The following is a 16,812-nucleotide window of genomic DNA, read 5'->3' as shown; positions in this document are numbered from 1 at the left end:
CTGCGCGGTCTATACCCGGAAGTCGACCGAGGAAGGCCTGGACATGGAGTTCAACTCGCTCGACGCCCAGCGCGAGGCATGCGAGGCCTACATCGCCAGTCAGAAGCCCGAAGGCTGGGTTCTGGTGCCGGACCACTACGACGACGGCGGCTTCTCCGGCGGCACACTGGAGCGTCCGGCGCTCAAGCGCCTGCTCGTTGATATCGAGGACGGCCGGGTTGACGTCGTCGTGGTCTACAAGATCGATCGGCTGAGCCGGTCGCTGATGGATTTTGCGAAGCTGGTCGAGGTATTCGACCGCCGCGGCGTCACCTTCGTCAGCGTCACGCAGTCCTTCAACACCACCACGTCGATGGGCCGGCTGACGCTGAACATCCTGCTGTCGTTCGCGCAGTTCGAGCGCGAAGTGATCGGCGAGCGGATCCGCGACAAGTTCGCGGCCTCGCGGGCGCGTGGCATGTGGATGGGCGGCCATCCCCCGCTCGGCTATGACGTCAAGGACCGCAAACTGGTCGTGAACGAGGCCGAGGCCACGGTTGTGCGGATGATCTTCGAGCGGTTCCTGAAGCTCGGCTCGGCCACGGTTCTGGTCAGGGGACTCACGACCGAAGGCGTGACCAACAAGCGCGGCAAGGCGATCGACAAGGGCTTTCTCTACAAGCTGCTCAACAACCGCGTCTATCTCGGCGAGGCCGTGCACAAGGGGGTGGCGCATCCCGGCGAGCACACGGCGATCATCGATCGCGAGCTTTGGGACAAGGTCCACGCGATCATCCGGCAGAGCCCCCGCAGCCGCGCCGGCAACACCCGCGCGCAGACGCCGGCCCTGCTGAAGGGCATCCTGTTCGGCGCCGATGGCCGCGCCATGACGCCGACGCATGCGCGCAAGGGCGGGCGGCTTTACCGCTACTACGTCGCCGCCGGCTTGCTCAAAGGCGACACGCCCCCGGGCGTGGTGCGTCGGGCGCCGGCCGCCGAATTGGAAGCCGCCGTGGTCGATCAGCTGCGCGGCCTGCTGCGGTCGCCGGAGATCATCGTCGGCACGTGGCGGTCGGCGCGGCCGGAGATCGAAGATCTGTCGGAAACCGAAGTGCGCGAGGCACTGCTGGGCCTCGATCCGATCTGGGACGAACTGTTCCCTGCCGAACAGGCGCGCATTCTCCAGCTGCTTGTCGAACGCGTCGATGTTCACCCGGACCGCCTCGACCTGCAGCTGCGCGTCGACGGGTTGCAGACGCTGGTCGCCGATCTGCGCGCCGGGAAACCTGAGCGGAGGGCGGCCTGATGACCGAGTCTCGCCTCAGCGCCGATGGCCGCACCCTGACCGTGAGCGTGCCGATGACGTTCACGAAGCGCGGCGGACGAAAGCTGGTCATCTCGCCAGACGGCACGCCGTCCTGGGCGCCGCCACGCCGGCGGGTCGACAACGCCATGGTCAAGGCGCTGGCGAGGGCGTTTCGGTGGCGGAAGCTTCTGGAGACAGGTGCCTACGCCACGGTCGAGGAAATCGCCGCCGCCGAAAAGATCAATGCCTCCTACGTCAGCCGGGTCCTTCGGCTCACCCTGCTCGCGCCCGACATCGTCGAGGCCATCCTGGATGGGCGGCAGCCGGCGGAGATGACGCTGGCGGCGTTGATGCAGCCGTTCCCAGTGGCGTGGCAAGAACAGCTAGCCGAGCTTGCCCGCCTGCGTTCGGCCTTCTCATCGCCTGCTCAAAATGTCGATCCGAACTCGTAACGTCGCCTTCCCGCCATCCGTGATCTGCCATAGCAAAGCTTGGAAATTTCTGGCATCGTCTTCCGTCTGCTGCGAAGCGAAGGTTGGTGGATGCCAGATGAAATCCTGACGCTGCCGGAGGTGGCCCAGCTGCTGAAGGTCGCGCAGAAAACCGTCTACACGATGGCGCAAAAGGGCGAGCTGCCGGCATTCAAGGTGCGCGGCCAATGGCGTTTCAAACGCGACGATATGGAAACCTGGATCGAGCAGCAGAAGGCAGCCTATCGTACCGATGGGGGGAAATGACTTGGCAGGATCGCTCTACGATCGAATTCTCCGCGCTCTGGACACCGCATCCGAGTCCTACCATCGCCTCGTGCTTGCGGTTGGTGCGGCAGGTTCCGGCAAAACGGAAGCGCTCATCGAGCTGGCGGGTGAGAACGGATGGCCGCGGCTCAACGTCAACCTTGAGTTGTCCGAGCAACTCTTGGAACTTACGCAGAAACAGCGGGCCGTCCGGGTGGCTGCCATTCTCGGTGACATGGTTCGTGCTCGGATCTCGGACGTGGTGATGCTCGACAACATCGAGATGCTTTTTGCCATCAATCTCGCCCAGGATCCTCTCCGTTTGCTGCAAGGGTTGGCGCGCAACACGACGATCGTTGCCGCATGGCCGGGTCATTTCGACGGAAACGCGCTGACCTACGCCGAACCCGGACATCCGGAGGCACGTCGTTATCTGGCGCCGCCGGCCGTCGTTGTGATGGCGGACGATCGGGGGCAGTCACATGGGGTCGAGCCGCGACGGGGGACCGCATGAAGTACTCCGAACTCATCCAGTTCGAGCCGATTGAAACGGTCGTCCAGTTGCGCGAAGCCGACTCGGCGCGAGACGCCCGTCGCTTGGTCGAAACCTTCGTGATTTCCGACCGTATGGCTGAGGTGCTCTGTGACGTCGTCTTCCCGCAGCTTCAGTTTTCGAAGCCAGCGGACAGCAAAGGCATTTTCGTTGTCGGCAACTACGGAACTGGTAAGTCGCACTTGATGGCCGTGATCTCGGCCGTTGCCGAGACCAAGGAACTGAGAGCCGTCCTGAGCAATCAGCGGGCCGCTGACGGGGCGGCACCGATCGCCGGCCGGTTCCGGGTCATCCGAGCCGAGATTGGATCGACGACGATGTCGCTTCGCGACATCATCTGCTCCGTGCTCGAAGACGGACTGGGGCGTCTTGGCGTCGCCTTCGAATTCCCGGCGACCGGAGACCGGCATGAGAACAAGACCGCCTTCCAGGAGATGATGGCGGCGTTCCAGAGCGTGCATCCCGACCAGGGGCTGGCCCTCGTCGTGGACGAGCTGCTCGACTACTTGCGCTCCCGCAAGGATCAGGAACTCAGCCTTGATCTGTCGTTCCTGCGGGAGCTCGGCGAGGTGTGCAAAGGCTCCCGGGTCCGCTTCATCGCCGGAGTGCAGGAAAGCCTGTTCGACAATCCCCGCTTCCAGTTTGTCGCCGATACGCTGCGGCGGGTGAAGGACCGGTTCGAGCAGGTCCGCATCGCTCGCGACGACGTCGCCTTCGTCGTGGCCGAACGGCTTCTGAAGAAGGATACGCGGCAACAAGGGCTGATCCGTGAGCACCTGAAGCAGTTCGCTCCCCTCTACGGCTCCATGAACGAACGCATGGAAGAGTTCGTCCGCTTGTTCCCGGCGCACCCGGCCTATCTCGACACGTTCGAGCGGGTATACGTCGCGGAGAAGCGCGAAATCCTCAAAACGCTAAGTGCGGAAATCGGCAAGCGGATCAATGACGACGTGCCGCCCAACGACACCGGTGTCATCGCCTACGACTCCTACTGGACGGTCCTGCGCGACAATCCCTCGTTCCGAGCCGATCCGGATATCAAGGAGGTCATCGACCGGAGCGGTGTGCTCGAAGCGCGCGTTCGCCAAGCCTTCACACGACCGCAGTACAGGTCGGCGGCTCTGCGTATCATCAATGCGCTGTCGGTCCACCGGCTGACGACGGCTGACATCTATGCGCCGATCGGCGCCACCGCGGAGGAGCTTCGCGATGATCTGTGCTTGATGCTGCCGGTGCCGGAGAAGGATGCCGCATTCCTGAGGACCCTCGTCGAAACCGTTCTCAAGGAGCTCATCCGAACCGTCAGCGGTCAGTTTCTCAGCTTCAACAAGGAGAACGGCCAATACTTTCTCGATCTCAAGAAGGATGTCGACTTCGACTCGCTGATCGAGAAGAAAGCCGAGCTTCTCGATGACTCTCAACTCGATCGCTACTACTTCGATGCGTTGCGCCGCGTCGTCCTCGAAGATCCCGACGCGCCACCGTATGTGACGGGATACCGGATCTGGGAACACGAGATCGAGTGGCGCGAGCGCAAGGTCGGGCGCAGCGGCTACCTGTTCTTCGGCGCCCCCAACGAGCGGTCCACGGCGCAGCCGCCGCGCGACTTCTACCTCTACTTCCTGCAGCCGTTCGATCCGCCCTACTTCAAGGACGAAAAGAAGGCGGACGAAGTGTTCTTCCGGCTCAAGAACCGGGACGACCCCTTCGAGCGGGCACTCAAGCTCTACGCCGGCGCCCGCGAACAGGCGGCAACCGCGTCGGGCAGCAACAAGAAGGTCTACGAGGACAAGGCCGGTGATCAGCTGCGTACGCTGACCAGCTGGCTGCGCGAACACATGCCGAATGCGGTCGATGTCGTCCATCAGGGCCGTGCCAAGTCCCTCCTCGAGGTGGTTCGGGGCAAGCTGCCGCCGAACGCCACCGTGCGTGACTACGTGAATACCGCCGGTTCCGCGCTCCTCGCCGCGCACTTCGCCGACAAGAGCCCGGAATACCCCGTGTTCAGCGTCGTCGTGACTCGCCAGAACCGCGATCAGGCGGCGCAGGAAGCGCTACGCTGGATCGCTGGCAGCGTCAGGAGCAAGCAGGGCGCGGCCGTGCTCGACGCGCTCGAACTTCTCGATGGCGACGTGCTGAAGCCGCGTCAATCCCGCTACGCCAAACACGTCCTCGATGGCCTTGGCCAGAAAGCGCAAGGCCAGGTGCTCAACCGCTCGGAACTGATCGCGTCCGAGGCTGGCATCGACTACTGGACGCGCTTCCGCCTTGAGCCAGAATTCGCGGCGGTGGTGCTGGCGGCGCTGGTGCACAGTGGCGACATCGTTCTCAGCCTTCCCGGCAAGAAGATCGACGCCGCCGGGGTCGAGCAATTCGCCAGACTGCCGATCGGCGACGTCGCCGAGTTCAAACACATCGAGCGGCCGCGTGATCTGCCGCTGGGCCCGCTTCAGGATCTCTTCGAAGTGCTCGACCTGCCGAAGGGCCTGATCGTCAACCCGGCCACCCGGGAGGAAGCGGTCATCAAGCTGCAGCCGCGGGTCGGCGAGCTCCTAACCAAAGTCGTCGCGGCACAAGCGCGCGTCGGCGAACTGGTATTCTGGGGCCGCGCGGTTCTCTCCGATCAGGAACAGGCCGACTGGAAGACCCGGCTGGGCGGGCTGAAAAGTTTCCTCGAATCGCTGCAGCCCTTCAATACCGTCGGCAAGCTCAAGAACTTCCCGCATGACTCGGCGGCGGTGCTCGGCCAGAAGGCGGCCCTCGACCTGTGTCGCGAGGTTGATAGCTTGACCGAGCTGCTACAACAGGTCTCGCCGCTCACCTCCTATCTCGGCAAGGCGGAGGCGCTGCTCGACGCGCATCATCCCTGGCAGGAAGAGGTTCGCACCCAGCGGGCCGACCTCCTCTCCAAGATCGGCAGCCCGAAGCATCGGTCGGAGGCGGAGTTCAAGCGGCTCCTCAGCCAGTCGCTCGGCGATCTGAAGACCAAGTACCGGGATGCCTACCTCGCGGCGCACGAACGCAGCCGGCTTGGCGCCAACGACGACAGGCGCAAGGCGAGCCTGACCAAGGATCCGCGCCGGACGCAGCTGCAGAAGCTTGCCGGCGTCGAAATGATGCCGACGCCGCAGTTCCGCGACTTCGAGAACCGGCTGCTTGCGCTCAAGACTTGCTTCCAGCTCGGCCGCCCCGACCTCGAAGCCGACCCACTATGCCCGCACTGCGGCTTCCGGCCGGCCGAGGAGCCGGCCAGCGATACTCCTGCAAAGCGCGTCCTCGCCGATCTCGACGAAACGCTGGACGCGTTGATCCGAGCGTGGACCGAAACCCTGCTCACCAATCTCGAAGATCCGACGGTATCGGGCAACGTCGAGCTGCTGAGCGACGCGGTCGGCAAGCAGGCGCTTCAGCAGTTCCTGGCCGAGAGGAAACTGCCCGATCCGATCAGCCCTGGTTTCGTCAAGGCGCTGCAGGATGTGCTGAGCGGGTTGGTTCCAGTGAGACTTGGGATTGCCGACTTGCGCGGCGCGCTGACCGACGGCGGTCTCCCCTGCACCGTTCCCGATGTTCGGGAGCGCTTCGAACGCCACCTTTCGGCGCTGCTGAAAGGCAAGGACCCGGCCAAAATTAGGGTGCTTATTGAATGAGGCTCTCTCGCAGCGAGTTGCTTGCGCGAATTCAAGGCGGTGAATGGTCCGACTTGGAAGTGAAGGCAGCGCAACACGAAGTGCCAAAGAGCGCCTACGAGACCGTTTCGGCCTTCGCGAATACGTCCGGCGGACATCTGGTTTTCGGCGTTCAGCAAAGTGGCGACCAATTCGAGATTGTTGGCGTCATTTCTTTGGACAAAGTGCAAAACGACTTCCTCAGTGGCCTACGCTCGACCCAGAAAATTAGCTATCAGATTGCAACGACCGAAGACATTATTGAAACTGAAACCGGCAGGTTACTCGTGTTCTACGTGCCCGAAGCGCCGCGTCAGCATAAGCCCGTTTACCTCAACGGCGACATCCGGCGAAGCTTCATCCGGCGCGGTGCGGCCGATCATCGGTGCGACGAAAACGACATCCGGCGGTTCCTGCGCGCTGCCGGCGGACAGTCCTATGAATCGGAAAGTATCGATCTCGACATAGAAAGCTGCATCGACGGGGAAACCCTGGCCCGCTACCGTCGCCGGTTCGAGGCGCGCGACCAGGGCAATCGCTGCAACGACTTTGATGCCGCGCATTTCCTGGAGCATTGGGCCTTGGCTGTCCAAGCGGGAGGCACGCTCCGACCGACGCGGGCCGCGATCCTGCTGTTCGGCACGGGTGCGGCACTCCGTGCGATGCTGCCGCGACCAGTGGTCGACTGCCGTTGGGCGGTCCATGCCTGGGATGCCCCCGCGCCCGACCAACGCTGGGTCGACCGGCTTGTTTGCGAAGACAATCTCTGGACCTGTTGGGAGCAGCTGGCGGATCGCTACGTCCAGAACGCCGCGAAGCCGTTCGCACTCGAAGTCGCAACCATGGAACGGCAGGAGCGGCCGGAGGATTTCGTCTCCTTCCGCGAAGCGGCGATCAACCTGCTGATGCATCAGGATTTCGAGGAAGGGACCCGATCCGCGATGATATCCTTCCATCCGGACCGGGTGGTTTTCGAGAATCCCGGCACGGCACGGGCGAGCACGTCCGCGCTCCTTGAGCCGGGCGAGAAGGATGTTCGAAATCCTCGCATCATCGGGATGTTCCGCCGTGTTGGACTGAGCGAGCAGGCGGGAACGGGGCTCAGTGCCATCTTCGGCGACTGGCGGCGGCGTGGGCGCGTGCCACCCGAGATCGTCAACGACGTTGCCAGCTACACATTCCGCCTGAGCCTGCTTGTCAAAGAACTGTTGTCCGAGCGGCAGTTGCTGTTCCAGGCCGCACTCGGCGTCCACCTGTCGGATCAGGAAGCGACCGCGCTTGCCATCCTCTGCGGCCAGCCGCAGGTCTACCTGCCGGAGTTCCGGGCGTCGCTCGGCATCGGGAGTGCCGAACTGATGCCGATCCTTAATCGCCTGGAAGCGCAGGTGCTGGCGACGAAAAGCGAGTGTCCGGACGGAGTTTGCTATCAGCTGTCCGAACACCTTCGCCAGCGCTGGCCACTGGCGGAAACTCCTGGTACAGCGGCGAGCTTGGTCAGTGACCAAGCTGCCCCAGAATCCACGAACTTGGTCAGTGACCAAGCTGTGGCAAAGCCAGGCCGGCAACTGGATCATCTGACCGATGAGCAGTACCGCCTTCTCGCAGCCTGCGACACGCCGCGCCAGCTGACGGAGCTCATGGATCTCTTGGGCGTTAAGCACCGCACCCAGTTCCGCAGCTTTCATCTTCGGCCGCTGCTCAACGGTGGGCTGCTGCAGCTCCAGTTTCCCGACGCTCCGCGGCATCCCAGCCAGCGCTATTCGTTGACCGCGGTGGGCGCCGAGATCGTCGCTCGACACATCAAAGCCGAAGGATCAGACCGATGAGCGGCAGGAGGAAGTCGGCAAAGAGCGGCGAGTTGTTCATCGAGGCGTCGGGGCAGTTGCGGCTGGTGGACAAGTCGGCGGAGCAGCAGGCGCTGGAGAAGGGCAAGGTCGAGTGTCTGGGGCTGACATTCGACAGCGAGGATGCGCGGCGCGCGTACTTCACCCAGAAGCTGCGGGAGAAGCTGGCCGATCCCGCGTTCCGCCAGACGCCGGGGTTTCCGATCGGCACCGACGAGGACATCATCCGGATGTCCGATCCGCCGTGGTACACGGCCTGCCCGAACCCGTTTCTTGAGGATTTCGTCCGTTGCTACGGCACGCCGTTCGATCCGGCCGAGCCTTACGCGCGCGACCCGTTCGCGGTCGATACCAGCGTCGGCAAGACGGACGCGCTGTACAAGGCGCACAGCTACCACACCAAGGTGCCGCATCTGGCGATCGTGCCGTCGATCCTGCACTACACCGAGCCGGGTGACATCGTCCTCGACGGCTTTGCCGGCTCGGGCATGACCGGGGTGGCGGCGCAGTGGTGCGGCGCGGCGCCGGCCGAATACCGCAAGCAGCTGGAAGCGCAGTGGGCCAAGGACGGCCGCGGCAAGCCGAAGTGGGGCGCGCGCCGGGCGATCCTCAACGATCTCGGGCCGGCCGCCACGTTCATCGCCGCCAACTACACGCTGCCGTTCGACGTCGAGGCCTTCACAGAAGCGGCGCAGCGCATCCTGAGCGAGGTCGATCAGGAGCTCGGCTGGATGTACGAGACGCTGCACAGTGACGGCAAAACCAAGGGGCGGATCAACTACACGGTGTGGAGCGAGGTGTTCACCTGCCCGGAGTGCGCCGGCGAGGTGAACTTCGTCGCCGAGGCGCTGGATGAGGAGACCAAGCGCGTCCACGACAAGTTTCCCTGCCCGCACTGCACGGCGGAACTGACCAAGGACAACCTGCAGCGCGACTTCGAGACGTTGATCGATCCGGCGACGCGGCAGCCGTGGAAGCGCGTCCGCTTTCGGCCGGCGATGATCAACTACCGCGTCGGCAAGACCGATTACGAGAAGGTACCGGACTCCACTGATCTGGACGTCTTGAACAGGATCGCGGCCTTGGCGTTACCGCCAGAGGTGCCGACGAACCCGTTCCCGATTGAGAAGATGTACCACGGCTCGCGGTTGGCGCCGAAGGGCTTCACCCACGTCCATCACCTTTTCCTCCCCCGCGCGGCGCAGGCGCTGGCGGCGCTGTGGCGCAAGGCGTCGGCCGAGCCCGACCGCCGCCTGCGCAACATGCTGCTGTTTTTCGTCGAGCAATCGATCTGGGGCATGTCCCTGTTGAATCGCTATAGTCCTTCGCATTTTTCACAAGTCAATCGCGCGCTCAACGGCGTCTACTACGTTGCCTCGCAATCCTCCGAAGTCAGCCCTTGGTACGGCTTATCAGGAAAATTAAGGAGGCTTTGGGCTGCCTTCGAAGGTTTCAGTTTGGCATATGCTGGCTCTGCCAATTCGACTGGTACATGCGCGAGGATTATGATTGAGGATGCTTCGGTCGATTACATATTCACCGACCCTCCGTTCGGCGAAAACATCTACTACGCGGATCTGAACTACCTGGTGGAAGCGTGGCACCGGGTGCTGACCAATGCCGAGCCAGAAGCGATCGTCGATCAGGCGAAGGATAAGGATCTCGTCGACTATCAGGGCTTGATGCGGGCGTGCTTCGCCGAATACGCCCGGGTGCTGAAGCCCGGCCGGTGGATGACGGTTGTTTTCAGTAACTCTAGAAATTCAGTTTGGAGGGCGATTCAAGAAGCCCTTGGGACGGCAGGCTTTGTTGTCGCTGACGTTCGCACCCTCGACAAACAGCAAGGCTCCTACCGGCAGGTGACCAGCTCCGCCGTCAAGCAGGATCTGGTCATTTCCGCCTACAAGCCGACGGTGGCGCTCGCCGAGCGCTTCGCGCTGAAGACGTCGTCACCCGAGAACGCCTGGGCGTTCGTCAACGAGCATCTGGCGCACGTGCCGGTGTTTTCCGGCCGCAACGGCCACGCCGAAATCATCGCTGAGCGCACGGCGCAGATGCTGCACGACCGGATGGTCGCCTTCCACGTCCAGCGGGAATTGCTGGTGCCGCTGTCGACGGCGGAGTTCCTCGCCGGGCTGGAGCAGCGCTATCCCAAACGGGACGACATGTACTTTTTGCCGACCCAGATCGTCGAGTACGACCGCAAGCGGATGACGATCGAGGAGCTGCGCCAGCTCGAACTGTTCGTGCACGATGAGGCGACCGCCATCCAGTGGCTGCGCCGGGCGCTTCAGCAGAAGCCGCGCAGCTTCCAGGACCTGCAACCGGCGTTCATGCGTGAACTGCAAGCCTGGGCCAAGCACGAGAAGACGATCGAGCTGAAGGAAATGCTGCGGCAGGGCTTCCTGCACTACGACGGCGTTGGCCCGGTGCCGAGCCAGATCCACAGCTATCTCTCGACCAACTTCAAGGAGCTGCGCAACCTGGACAAGGAGGATCCGGCGCTCATCGCCAAGGCGAAGGACCGCTGGTACGTCCCCGACCCGGCCAAGCAGATCGATCTCGAAAAGCTGCGCGAGAAGGCGCTGCTTAGCGAGTTCGTTGGCTACAAGCAATCGAAGGAACGCAAGATCAAGCTGTTCCGTGCCGAAGCCGTGCGCGCCGGTTTCAAGGCCGCCTACGACGCCAGAGACTACCAAACCATCGTCGACGTCGCGGCGAAGCTGCCGGACGCGGTGGTCGAGGAGGACGACAAGCTGGTGATGTATCTCGACGTCGCGCGGACGCGCCTCGGCGTGGATTGAGGCGGGCGATGCAGGCGGGCGAGTGGTGGCTCAGCCTCGACCACGACGAGCCCTGCCGCATCGTCGAGACGGAACGGCTGTGGGGGCAGACGGCGTGCCTGATCTGGCTGCCGCGCCGGGGTGCGGCGGTCCGCGTGCCGGAAAGCCGGCTGAAGCCGATCGAGGCGAGCGACGCGCGGCTGCTGCACCGGCTGTCGTTCGCCAGTGCCGCCGCCCGCATCGCCGATGCGCTGGAGCGCGACGCCCTGGTGGCGCCGCTGGAAGCCAGCGTCATCCCGCTGCCGCATCAGCTCTACGCCCTGCAGCGGGCGATGAGCGGCGACCGGGTGCGCTACCTGCTTGCCGACGAAGTGGGTCTCGGCAAGACCATCGAGGCCGGGCTGATCTTGCGGGAACTCAAGATCCGCGGGCTCGCACGCCGCATCCTGGTGGTCGCCCCGGCCGGCCTGGTGCTGCAGTGGCAGTCGGAGATGAAGACCCACTTCGGCGAGGCGTTCCGGTTGATGCTGCCCGGCGCCTTGTCTGCCCTGCGCGAGGCGGGCGGCATCGACGATGCCGAGAACCTGTGGCGGCTGCATGACCAGGTGATCTGCCCGCTCGACTCGGTCAAGCCCATGGATGCCCGCCGCGGCTGGAGCCGCGAGCAGCTCGCCCGCTACAACCGCGAGCGGTTCGAGGATCTGGTGGCGGCCGGCTGGGACCTGATCATCATCGACGAGGCGCACCGGCTGGGCGGATCGAGCGAGCAGGTGGCGCGGTTCAAGCTCGGCGAGGCGCTGGCCGAGGCCGCGCCCTACCTGCTGCTGCTGTCGGCGACGCCGCACCAGGGGAAATCCGACGCCTTCCGCCGGCTGATCGGCTTCCTCGATGCCGACGTGCTGCCGGGCGACGAAGCGATCTCGCGCGACGCCGTCACGCCGCTGGTCATTCGGACGGAAAAACGCCACGCCATCGATGCCGACGGCCAGCCGCTGTTCAAGCCGCGGTTCACCCAGCTGGTGCCGATCGACTGGGGGGCAGCGCACGGCGAGCAGCGGGCGCTGTACGAGGCCGTCACCGACTACGTGCGCGACGGCTACAACCGGGCAATGAAGGAGAAGCAGACGGCAGTCGGCTTCCTGATGATCCTGATGCAGCGGCTCGTGACCTCCTCGACGGCGGCGATCCGGATGGCGCTGGAACGGCGCCTTGAGGCACTGCAGCTGCCATCGGGCCAACTCTCGCTGTTCCCGGAAGACATCGCCGAGGACTGGTCGTCCCTCGATGCCCAGGAGCAGCTGGACACGATCCTGAAGACGCGGCTGAAGGAACTCAAGGACGAGCGCGCCGAGGTCGAGTTGCTGCTGTCGGCGGCGCGGCGTTGCGAGGCGCGCGGTCCGGATATCAAGACGCAAGCGCTGCTCGATCGGATCGAGCAGCTGAAACGCGAGGAAGACGATCCGGCGCTGAAGGTGCTGGTGTTCACCGAGTTCGTGCCGACGCAGACGATGCTGGCGGAGTTCCTCGGACAGCGCGGCTTCGCCGTCGTCTGCCTCAACGGATCGATGGATCTGGAGGAGCGCCGGCAGGTGCAGCGGACGTTTGCCGGTGACGCGCAGATCCTGATCTCGACCGATGCCGGCGGCGAGGGCCTGAACCTGCAGTTCTGCCACGTCGTGGTGAACTACGATCTGCCGTGGAACCCGATGAAGCTGGAGCAGCGCATCGGCCGCGTCGACCGCATCGGCCAGAAGCACGTCGTGCGGGCGCTGAACTTCGCTTTGGAGGACACCGTCGAGCTGCGCGTGCGCGAGGTGCTGGAAGAAAAGCTGCAGCGGATCCTGGACGAGTTCGGCGTCGACAAGCTCGCCGACGTTCTCGACTCCGAGGAGAGCGGCGTGCCGTTCGAGAGCCTGTTCGCGCAGGCGATCCTGTCGCCCGAGGAAGCCGAGAGCCGCGCGCTTGCCGTCGCCGAGGAGATCCGCCGCCGCGCCGAGGAAGCCCGCGCCGGCTCGCGTCTGTTCAGCGGTGGGGCACATCTCGATCCCGGCGCGGCGCAGCGGATCGCGGGACATCAGATCCCTTATTGGACCGAGCGCATGACGCTGGAGCACCTGCGCAGTCACGAGGATCGCGGTGCGGCCGTCCGGCGCGAGCGGCTCGGCTACACGTTGCGCTGGCCGGACGGCCATGAGATCCGCGGCGCCGTCTTCGCCCGTGACGAAAGCGAGCGTCCCGGCGCCGTTCACCTGACCCTGGAAGACGATCGCGTTCGCGGCCTGACCGCGCAGCTGCCGGTGTTTGCTCCGGGCCAGCCGGTGCCGGCGATCCGCGTCCCGGATGTGTCGGACAAGATCGGCGGCCTGTGGTCGCTGTGGCGCGTCAGCCTGCAAACAACCACCGGCCGCGAGCAGCGCTTCTTCCCGCTATTCGTGTGCGACGACGGCCGCGTCTTGGGGCCGACGGCGCGGACGATCTGGGACCGGTTGATCGATTTGCCCGCAGGCATCACGCGTGACGACGGCGACCTGGACGGATCGGATGCCGCCGACGCATACCAACGATGCCGGCGGGCGGCCGAGGCGCAGGGTGCCTCGGTCTTCGATGAGCTTGCCGCTTCCCATCGCGAGAGTGTTGAACGCGAGCGCCGGAAGGGCATTCTGGGCTTTGCGTCGCGCAAGCGCGCGATCGCGCGGCTCGGGTTGCCGCAGGTGCGGGCGCATCGGCTGAAGCAACTCGCTGAGGAGGAGCGAGCGTGGCAGACGGAGCTGGCGGCGCGGGAGGCGGCGCTGCCCGATCTGGCCGCGGTGATGCTGCTGCGGGTCCGAAAGGACGGCGCCGGCCAATGAACGCATCGAGCGGCCTTTCCGGGTGGCGCGAGCCCATCCTCGCCCAGTTCACGCCGGAGATCGCGGCGGTGGCGCGGTTGACCGTGGTTGCCGATCCCGACCGGCTGCTCGCCGAACAGGGGATCGTCGACGGCATTCGCCAGCGCGGCTTCGAGATCGTCCCGTTCGAGGACCATGTCGCGTTTCGCTACGCCTACGAGCGGCGTTTCCGCCAGCACTGGGACGCAGGCGAGACGACCAACCTTGTCGTGCTGCTGCGCGCATCGACCGCCGATGTCTCCAGCTTGCCTTTCGATCTCCTCGACCAGGCGCGGCGCGACTGCCGGTTGTTGACCTTCAGCCTGGCCGAATTGTTCCCGACGCTAGCACCTCATGTCGTCGATGAACTCGATCGCAGCGATCTCGATTCGCTGTTCGCGGCCCAGCACCTGCATCAGCCGGGGTGCCTGGGTGAGAATGCGACCCGGGATTTCGTGCTGAGGCACGTGTTCGAAGTCGACCCGGCGCTGATCAAGAGCGCCGCCGATCTGCTGCGAATGCTGCTTCGGCGGCACTATCGCGGCCGGGTGTTTCCATCGTCGCTCGACGATCGGCTGATCCATCTGCTCCAGGCGACGGGACAGTGGCGAGACTGGCCACTCGATCAGCTCGTACGAAGCCGCGTCAGCTTCTTCGAGTTCCTGCAGGAGCGCTGGCCAATCTACCTGCAACGGGTCATCGCAAGCGAACGCGGCTTGAGAGAAACGCCGGAACCCTACGATCTCCGATACGGCGGACCGTCGGATCTCCCCTTCGACCACGACGATGTCCGCGTCTACGTCGACAACCTCTTCACCGAAGGCATGCTGGCGCCGACCACCACGGTGGCCAAGGCGGCAGTTCGCGGAACCTGGATGGCCGCCGGCGTCGACGGCGCTGGCGCCGCGGACAACCTCGATCGACTGGATAAGCTTGTTGCACTCCTGGAGAGAGACCTTCCCGACCGGCAAGCGGTGCATACGCAATGGTTGCAGACCGCGTATCGATGGGCGGAGATCGTAGCGCTTCGTTGGGCTGCGCCATCGGCGCTCGGCGAAACGCAGTCCCAACGCGTCGACCGGCTCCATGAGGGCATCGAGCAGACGTTTGCCGACTGGCTCGACGTCCACTACGCTTCGTTACACAGCCTCGCCTACCTGCCGCGCCCGGTCATGGTCCACCAGGTTCCGCACTTCCTGGCCCATGGTCTCGGTGCGGACGGCGGGGGCGGTCGACGTGCGCTGGTGGTCATCGACGGCCTTGCCATCGATCAGTGGATCGTGGCGCGTCAGTCGCTTTCGGCGAGACGCTGGTCAGCCGAAGACGGCGCCGTGTTCGCCTGGGTGCCGACGCTCACCGCGGTGTCGCGTCAGTCCATCTTCGCAGGCGATCCCCCCTTCTTCTTCGCGACGAGCATCGGAACGACGCAGAAGGAACCTCGGCAATGGTCGCGGTTCTGGGAGGATCGTGGATTGCGCCGAAACGAGGTCGCGTACGTTTGCCAGAAGAGCCAGGAACACGACGATGACTTCCTCGCGCGCGCGCGTGCTGGGGTTGCGACCGGAAAGTGCCGAGTGGCGGGCATCGTCGTCGGCACTGTTGACCAGATGCTTCACGGCACCGTCACCGGAACCGACGGGCTCCACGCCAGCGTCCTGCATTGGGCTCAGCGCGGGTCCCTATGGAACCTCGTTGACATGCTGGTCGATGCGGGTTTCGAGGTCTATCTGACCGCCGACCACGGGAATATCGAGGGAGAAGGGATCGGCAAGCCCAACGTCGGACTGTGCGCGGACGAGCGCGGTGAACGCGCTCATGTTTTTCGCGACGACGGCACGCGGATGGACGTCGCTTCGCTCTATCCGGGCTGTGTTCCCTGGCCGACGACGGGGTTGCCGGACGACTATCTTGCCTTGATCGCGCCGCAGCGTCGGGCCTTCATAGCCGAAGGGAAACGAACGGTCGCCCACGGCGGCATCAGTCTTGAGGAGGTCGTCGTGCCGTTTGTTCGGATCGTTGAACGCGCATGACCGAAGTTGCTCGCAGACATATCGGGTTCGATCGAAGGATTGAGCTCTCCTGGCTCGACGCCATTGCCGGTCAAGCTGCCGCAGGCGCGTCGGCCCAGGAGGCTCGGGATTATGTCTGGCGTTTGCTCGATGGAGTTCTTGCCGGGAACTCGATCCATGATGCTCGCGGAAAGACTGTGACGGTTCTTTCCCGCATATGGCTTACTATTCCCGATGAGGCTCGAAAAATCCGCGAAGGTGCTCTCAAGCTGTACCTCGACGCTGCGGCGAGTGAGCGTTTGCCGATCCACTGGGCGATGATGATGGTCGCCTATCCGTTCTTCTTGGACGTTGCCACGAACGCCGGAAAGCTGATCACCATGAACAGCGACGTAACCTTGTCTCAGATTGTCCGCAGGATGCTTGATGCGTGGGGAGACCGCTCGACACTTCCGCGAGCAACGCAGCGGATCCTGCGCTCGATGGTTCAATGGGGGGCACTGCGCGACGGCAGCGTTCGCGGGCAATACCTGCCTCAGCGGGCACAGACGAAAGTAAGTGGAGATGCCGCCGAGCTACTGCTGATGGGCTTGCTTACCGGTTTGGGCCGCGGCCTGCACGTATCACACCTGCTCTCGCACTCGTCGCTGTTTCCGTTCGATCTCCGCGCGCATTCGAACTGGCTGAGCAGAAGCCCACGTCTTCAGTTTCATCGCCAGGGGGATCAAACGGATTTCGTCGAAATCGCGTCTTAGGCGTTCCTTCGAAAGGTCAACTCCCGGGTGTCAGACGGCAGGATGGTCCTTAAGAAGAACTTCCGAGAATCTACGACTGCATCGCCGAAGTTGCCCTCAGGACCATATCGCCCATCCGAGCGAACTTCCGAAAGTACGGATTTCCCACGCCGAATAAGCGCGTTAAATCAATGCCTTAGAAATCCGTACTGTTTGGGCGAAGTCAGGAGCTTTGGAGAAGACGGGCCGGAGAGAGAGGAACTTGGCCCTTCCGGGCGCCTGCGAGGTCAACAGCTTTTCGCCCAAAAGCGCGCGTTTCCTGGCGTTTTTCGGCG

At 64.2% G+C, this 16,812-nt stretch carries 10 protein-coding genes; all 10 read left to right on the top strand.

The genetic code is table 11. The features are described from left to right. Window positions 1-1,285 (top strand): recombinase family protein (locus tag NFW05_RS12160; protein ID WP_295307061.1); only part of this gene is annotated, 1,285 nt, incomplete at its 5' end. Continuing rightward, window positions 1,285-1,737 carry a hypothetical protein gene (locus NFW05_RS12155; RefSeq protein WP_295307058.1) on the top strand — a complete coding sequence of 151 codons (453 nt, stop codon included), beginning with the start codon at window positions 1,285-1,287 and terminating at the stop codon, window positions 1,735-1,737. The genes NFW05_RS12160 and NFW05_RS12155, both read left to right, overlap by 1 nt. Window positions 1,738-1,827: 90 nt before the next feature. Then, window positions 1,828-2,022 carry a helix-turn-helix domain-containing protein gene (locus NFW05_RS12150; protein ID WP_295307064.1) on the top strand — a complete coding sequence of 65 codons (195 nt, stop codon included), beginning with the start codon at window positions 1,828-1,830 and terminating at the stop codon, window positions 2,020-2,022. A 1-nt stretch (window position 2,023) separates the two neighbouring features. Then, a complete protein-coding gene (gene brxF, locus NFW05_RS12145) occupies window positions 2,024-2,536 on the top strand; it encodes a BREX-3 system P-loop-containing protein BrxF (RefSeq protein ID WP_295307055.1) in 513 nt (170 codons plus the stop codon). Next, a complete protein-coding gene (locus NFW05_RS12140) occupies window positions 2,533-6,222 on the top strand; it encodes a DUF6079 family protein (protein ID WP_295307052.1) in 3,690 nt (1,229 codons plus the stop codon). Before brxF ends, NFW05_RS12140 begins: the two co-directional genes overlap by 4 nt. Continuing rightward, window positions 6,219-8,066, top strand: coding sequence for an RNA-binding domain-containing protein (locus tag NFW05_RS12135; protein ID WP_295307049.1), 1,848 nt, complete (start codon window positions 6,219-6,221; stop codon window positions 8,064-8,066). The genes NFW05_RS12140 and NFW05_RS12135 overlap by 4 nt, the downstream gene beginning before the upstream one ends. Further along, the gene (locus NFW05_RS12130; protein WP_295307046.1) at window positions 8,063-10,888 is read left to right on the top strand and encodes a DNA methyltransferase; all 2,826 of its coding nucleotides are present in this window, start codon (window positions 8,063-8,065) and stop codon (window positions 10,886-10,888) included. Before NFW05_RS12135 ends, NFW05_RS12130 begins: the two co-directional genes overlap by 4 nt. Before the next feature lie 8 nt (window positions 10,889-10,896). Next, window positions 10,897-13,716 carry a helicase-related protein gene (locus NFW05_RS12125; protein WP_295307043.1) on the top strand — a complete coding sequence of 940 codons (2,820 nt, stop codon included), beginning with the start codon at window positions 10,897-10,899 and terminating at the stop codon, window positions 13,714-13,716. After that, a complete protein-coding gene (gene pglZ, locus NFW05_RS12120) occupies window positions 13,713-15,764 on the top strand; it encodes a BREX-3 system phosphatase PglZ (RefSeq protein ID WP_295307040.1) in 2,052 nt (683 codons plus the stop codon). Before NFW05_RS12125 ends, pglZ begins: the two co-directional genes overlap by 4 nt. Continuing rightward, on the top strand, window positions 15,761-16,498 hold the full coding sequence (locus NFW05_RS12115) for a hypothetical protein (RefSeq protein WP_295307037.1): 738 nt from the start codon (window positions 15,761-15,763) through the stop codon (window positions 16,496-16,498). The genes pglZ and NFW05_RS12115 overlap by 4 nt, the downstream gene beginning before the upstream one ends. Window positions 16,499-16,812 lie beyond the last annotated feature (314 nt).

It is taken from the genome of Accumulibacter sp., assembly GCF_023806625.1.
GTDB lineage: Bacteria > Pseudomonadota > Gammaproteobacteria > Burkholderiales > Rhodocyclaceae > Accumulibacter.
The sequence above is the reverse complement of the archived record's forward strand: the minus strand, read 5'-3'. Positions and strand labels throughout refer to the sequence as shown.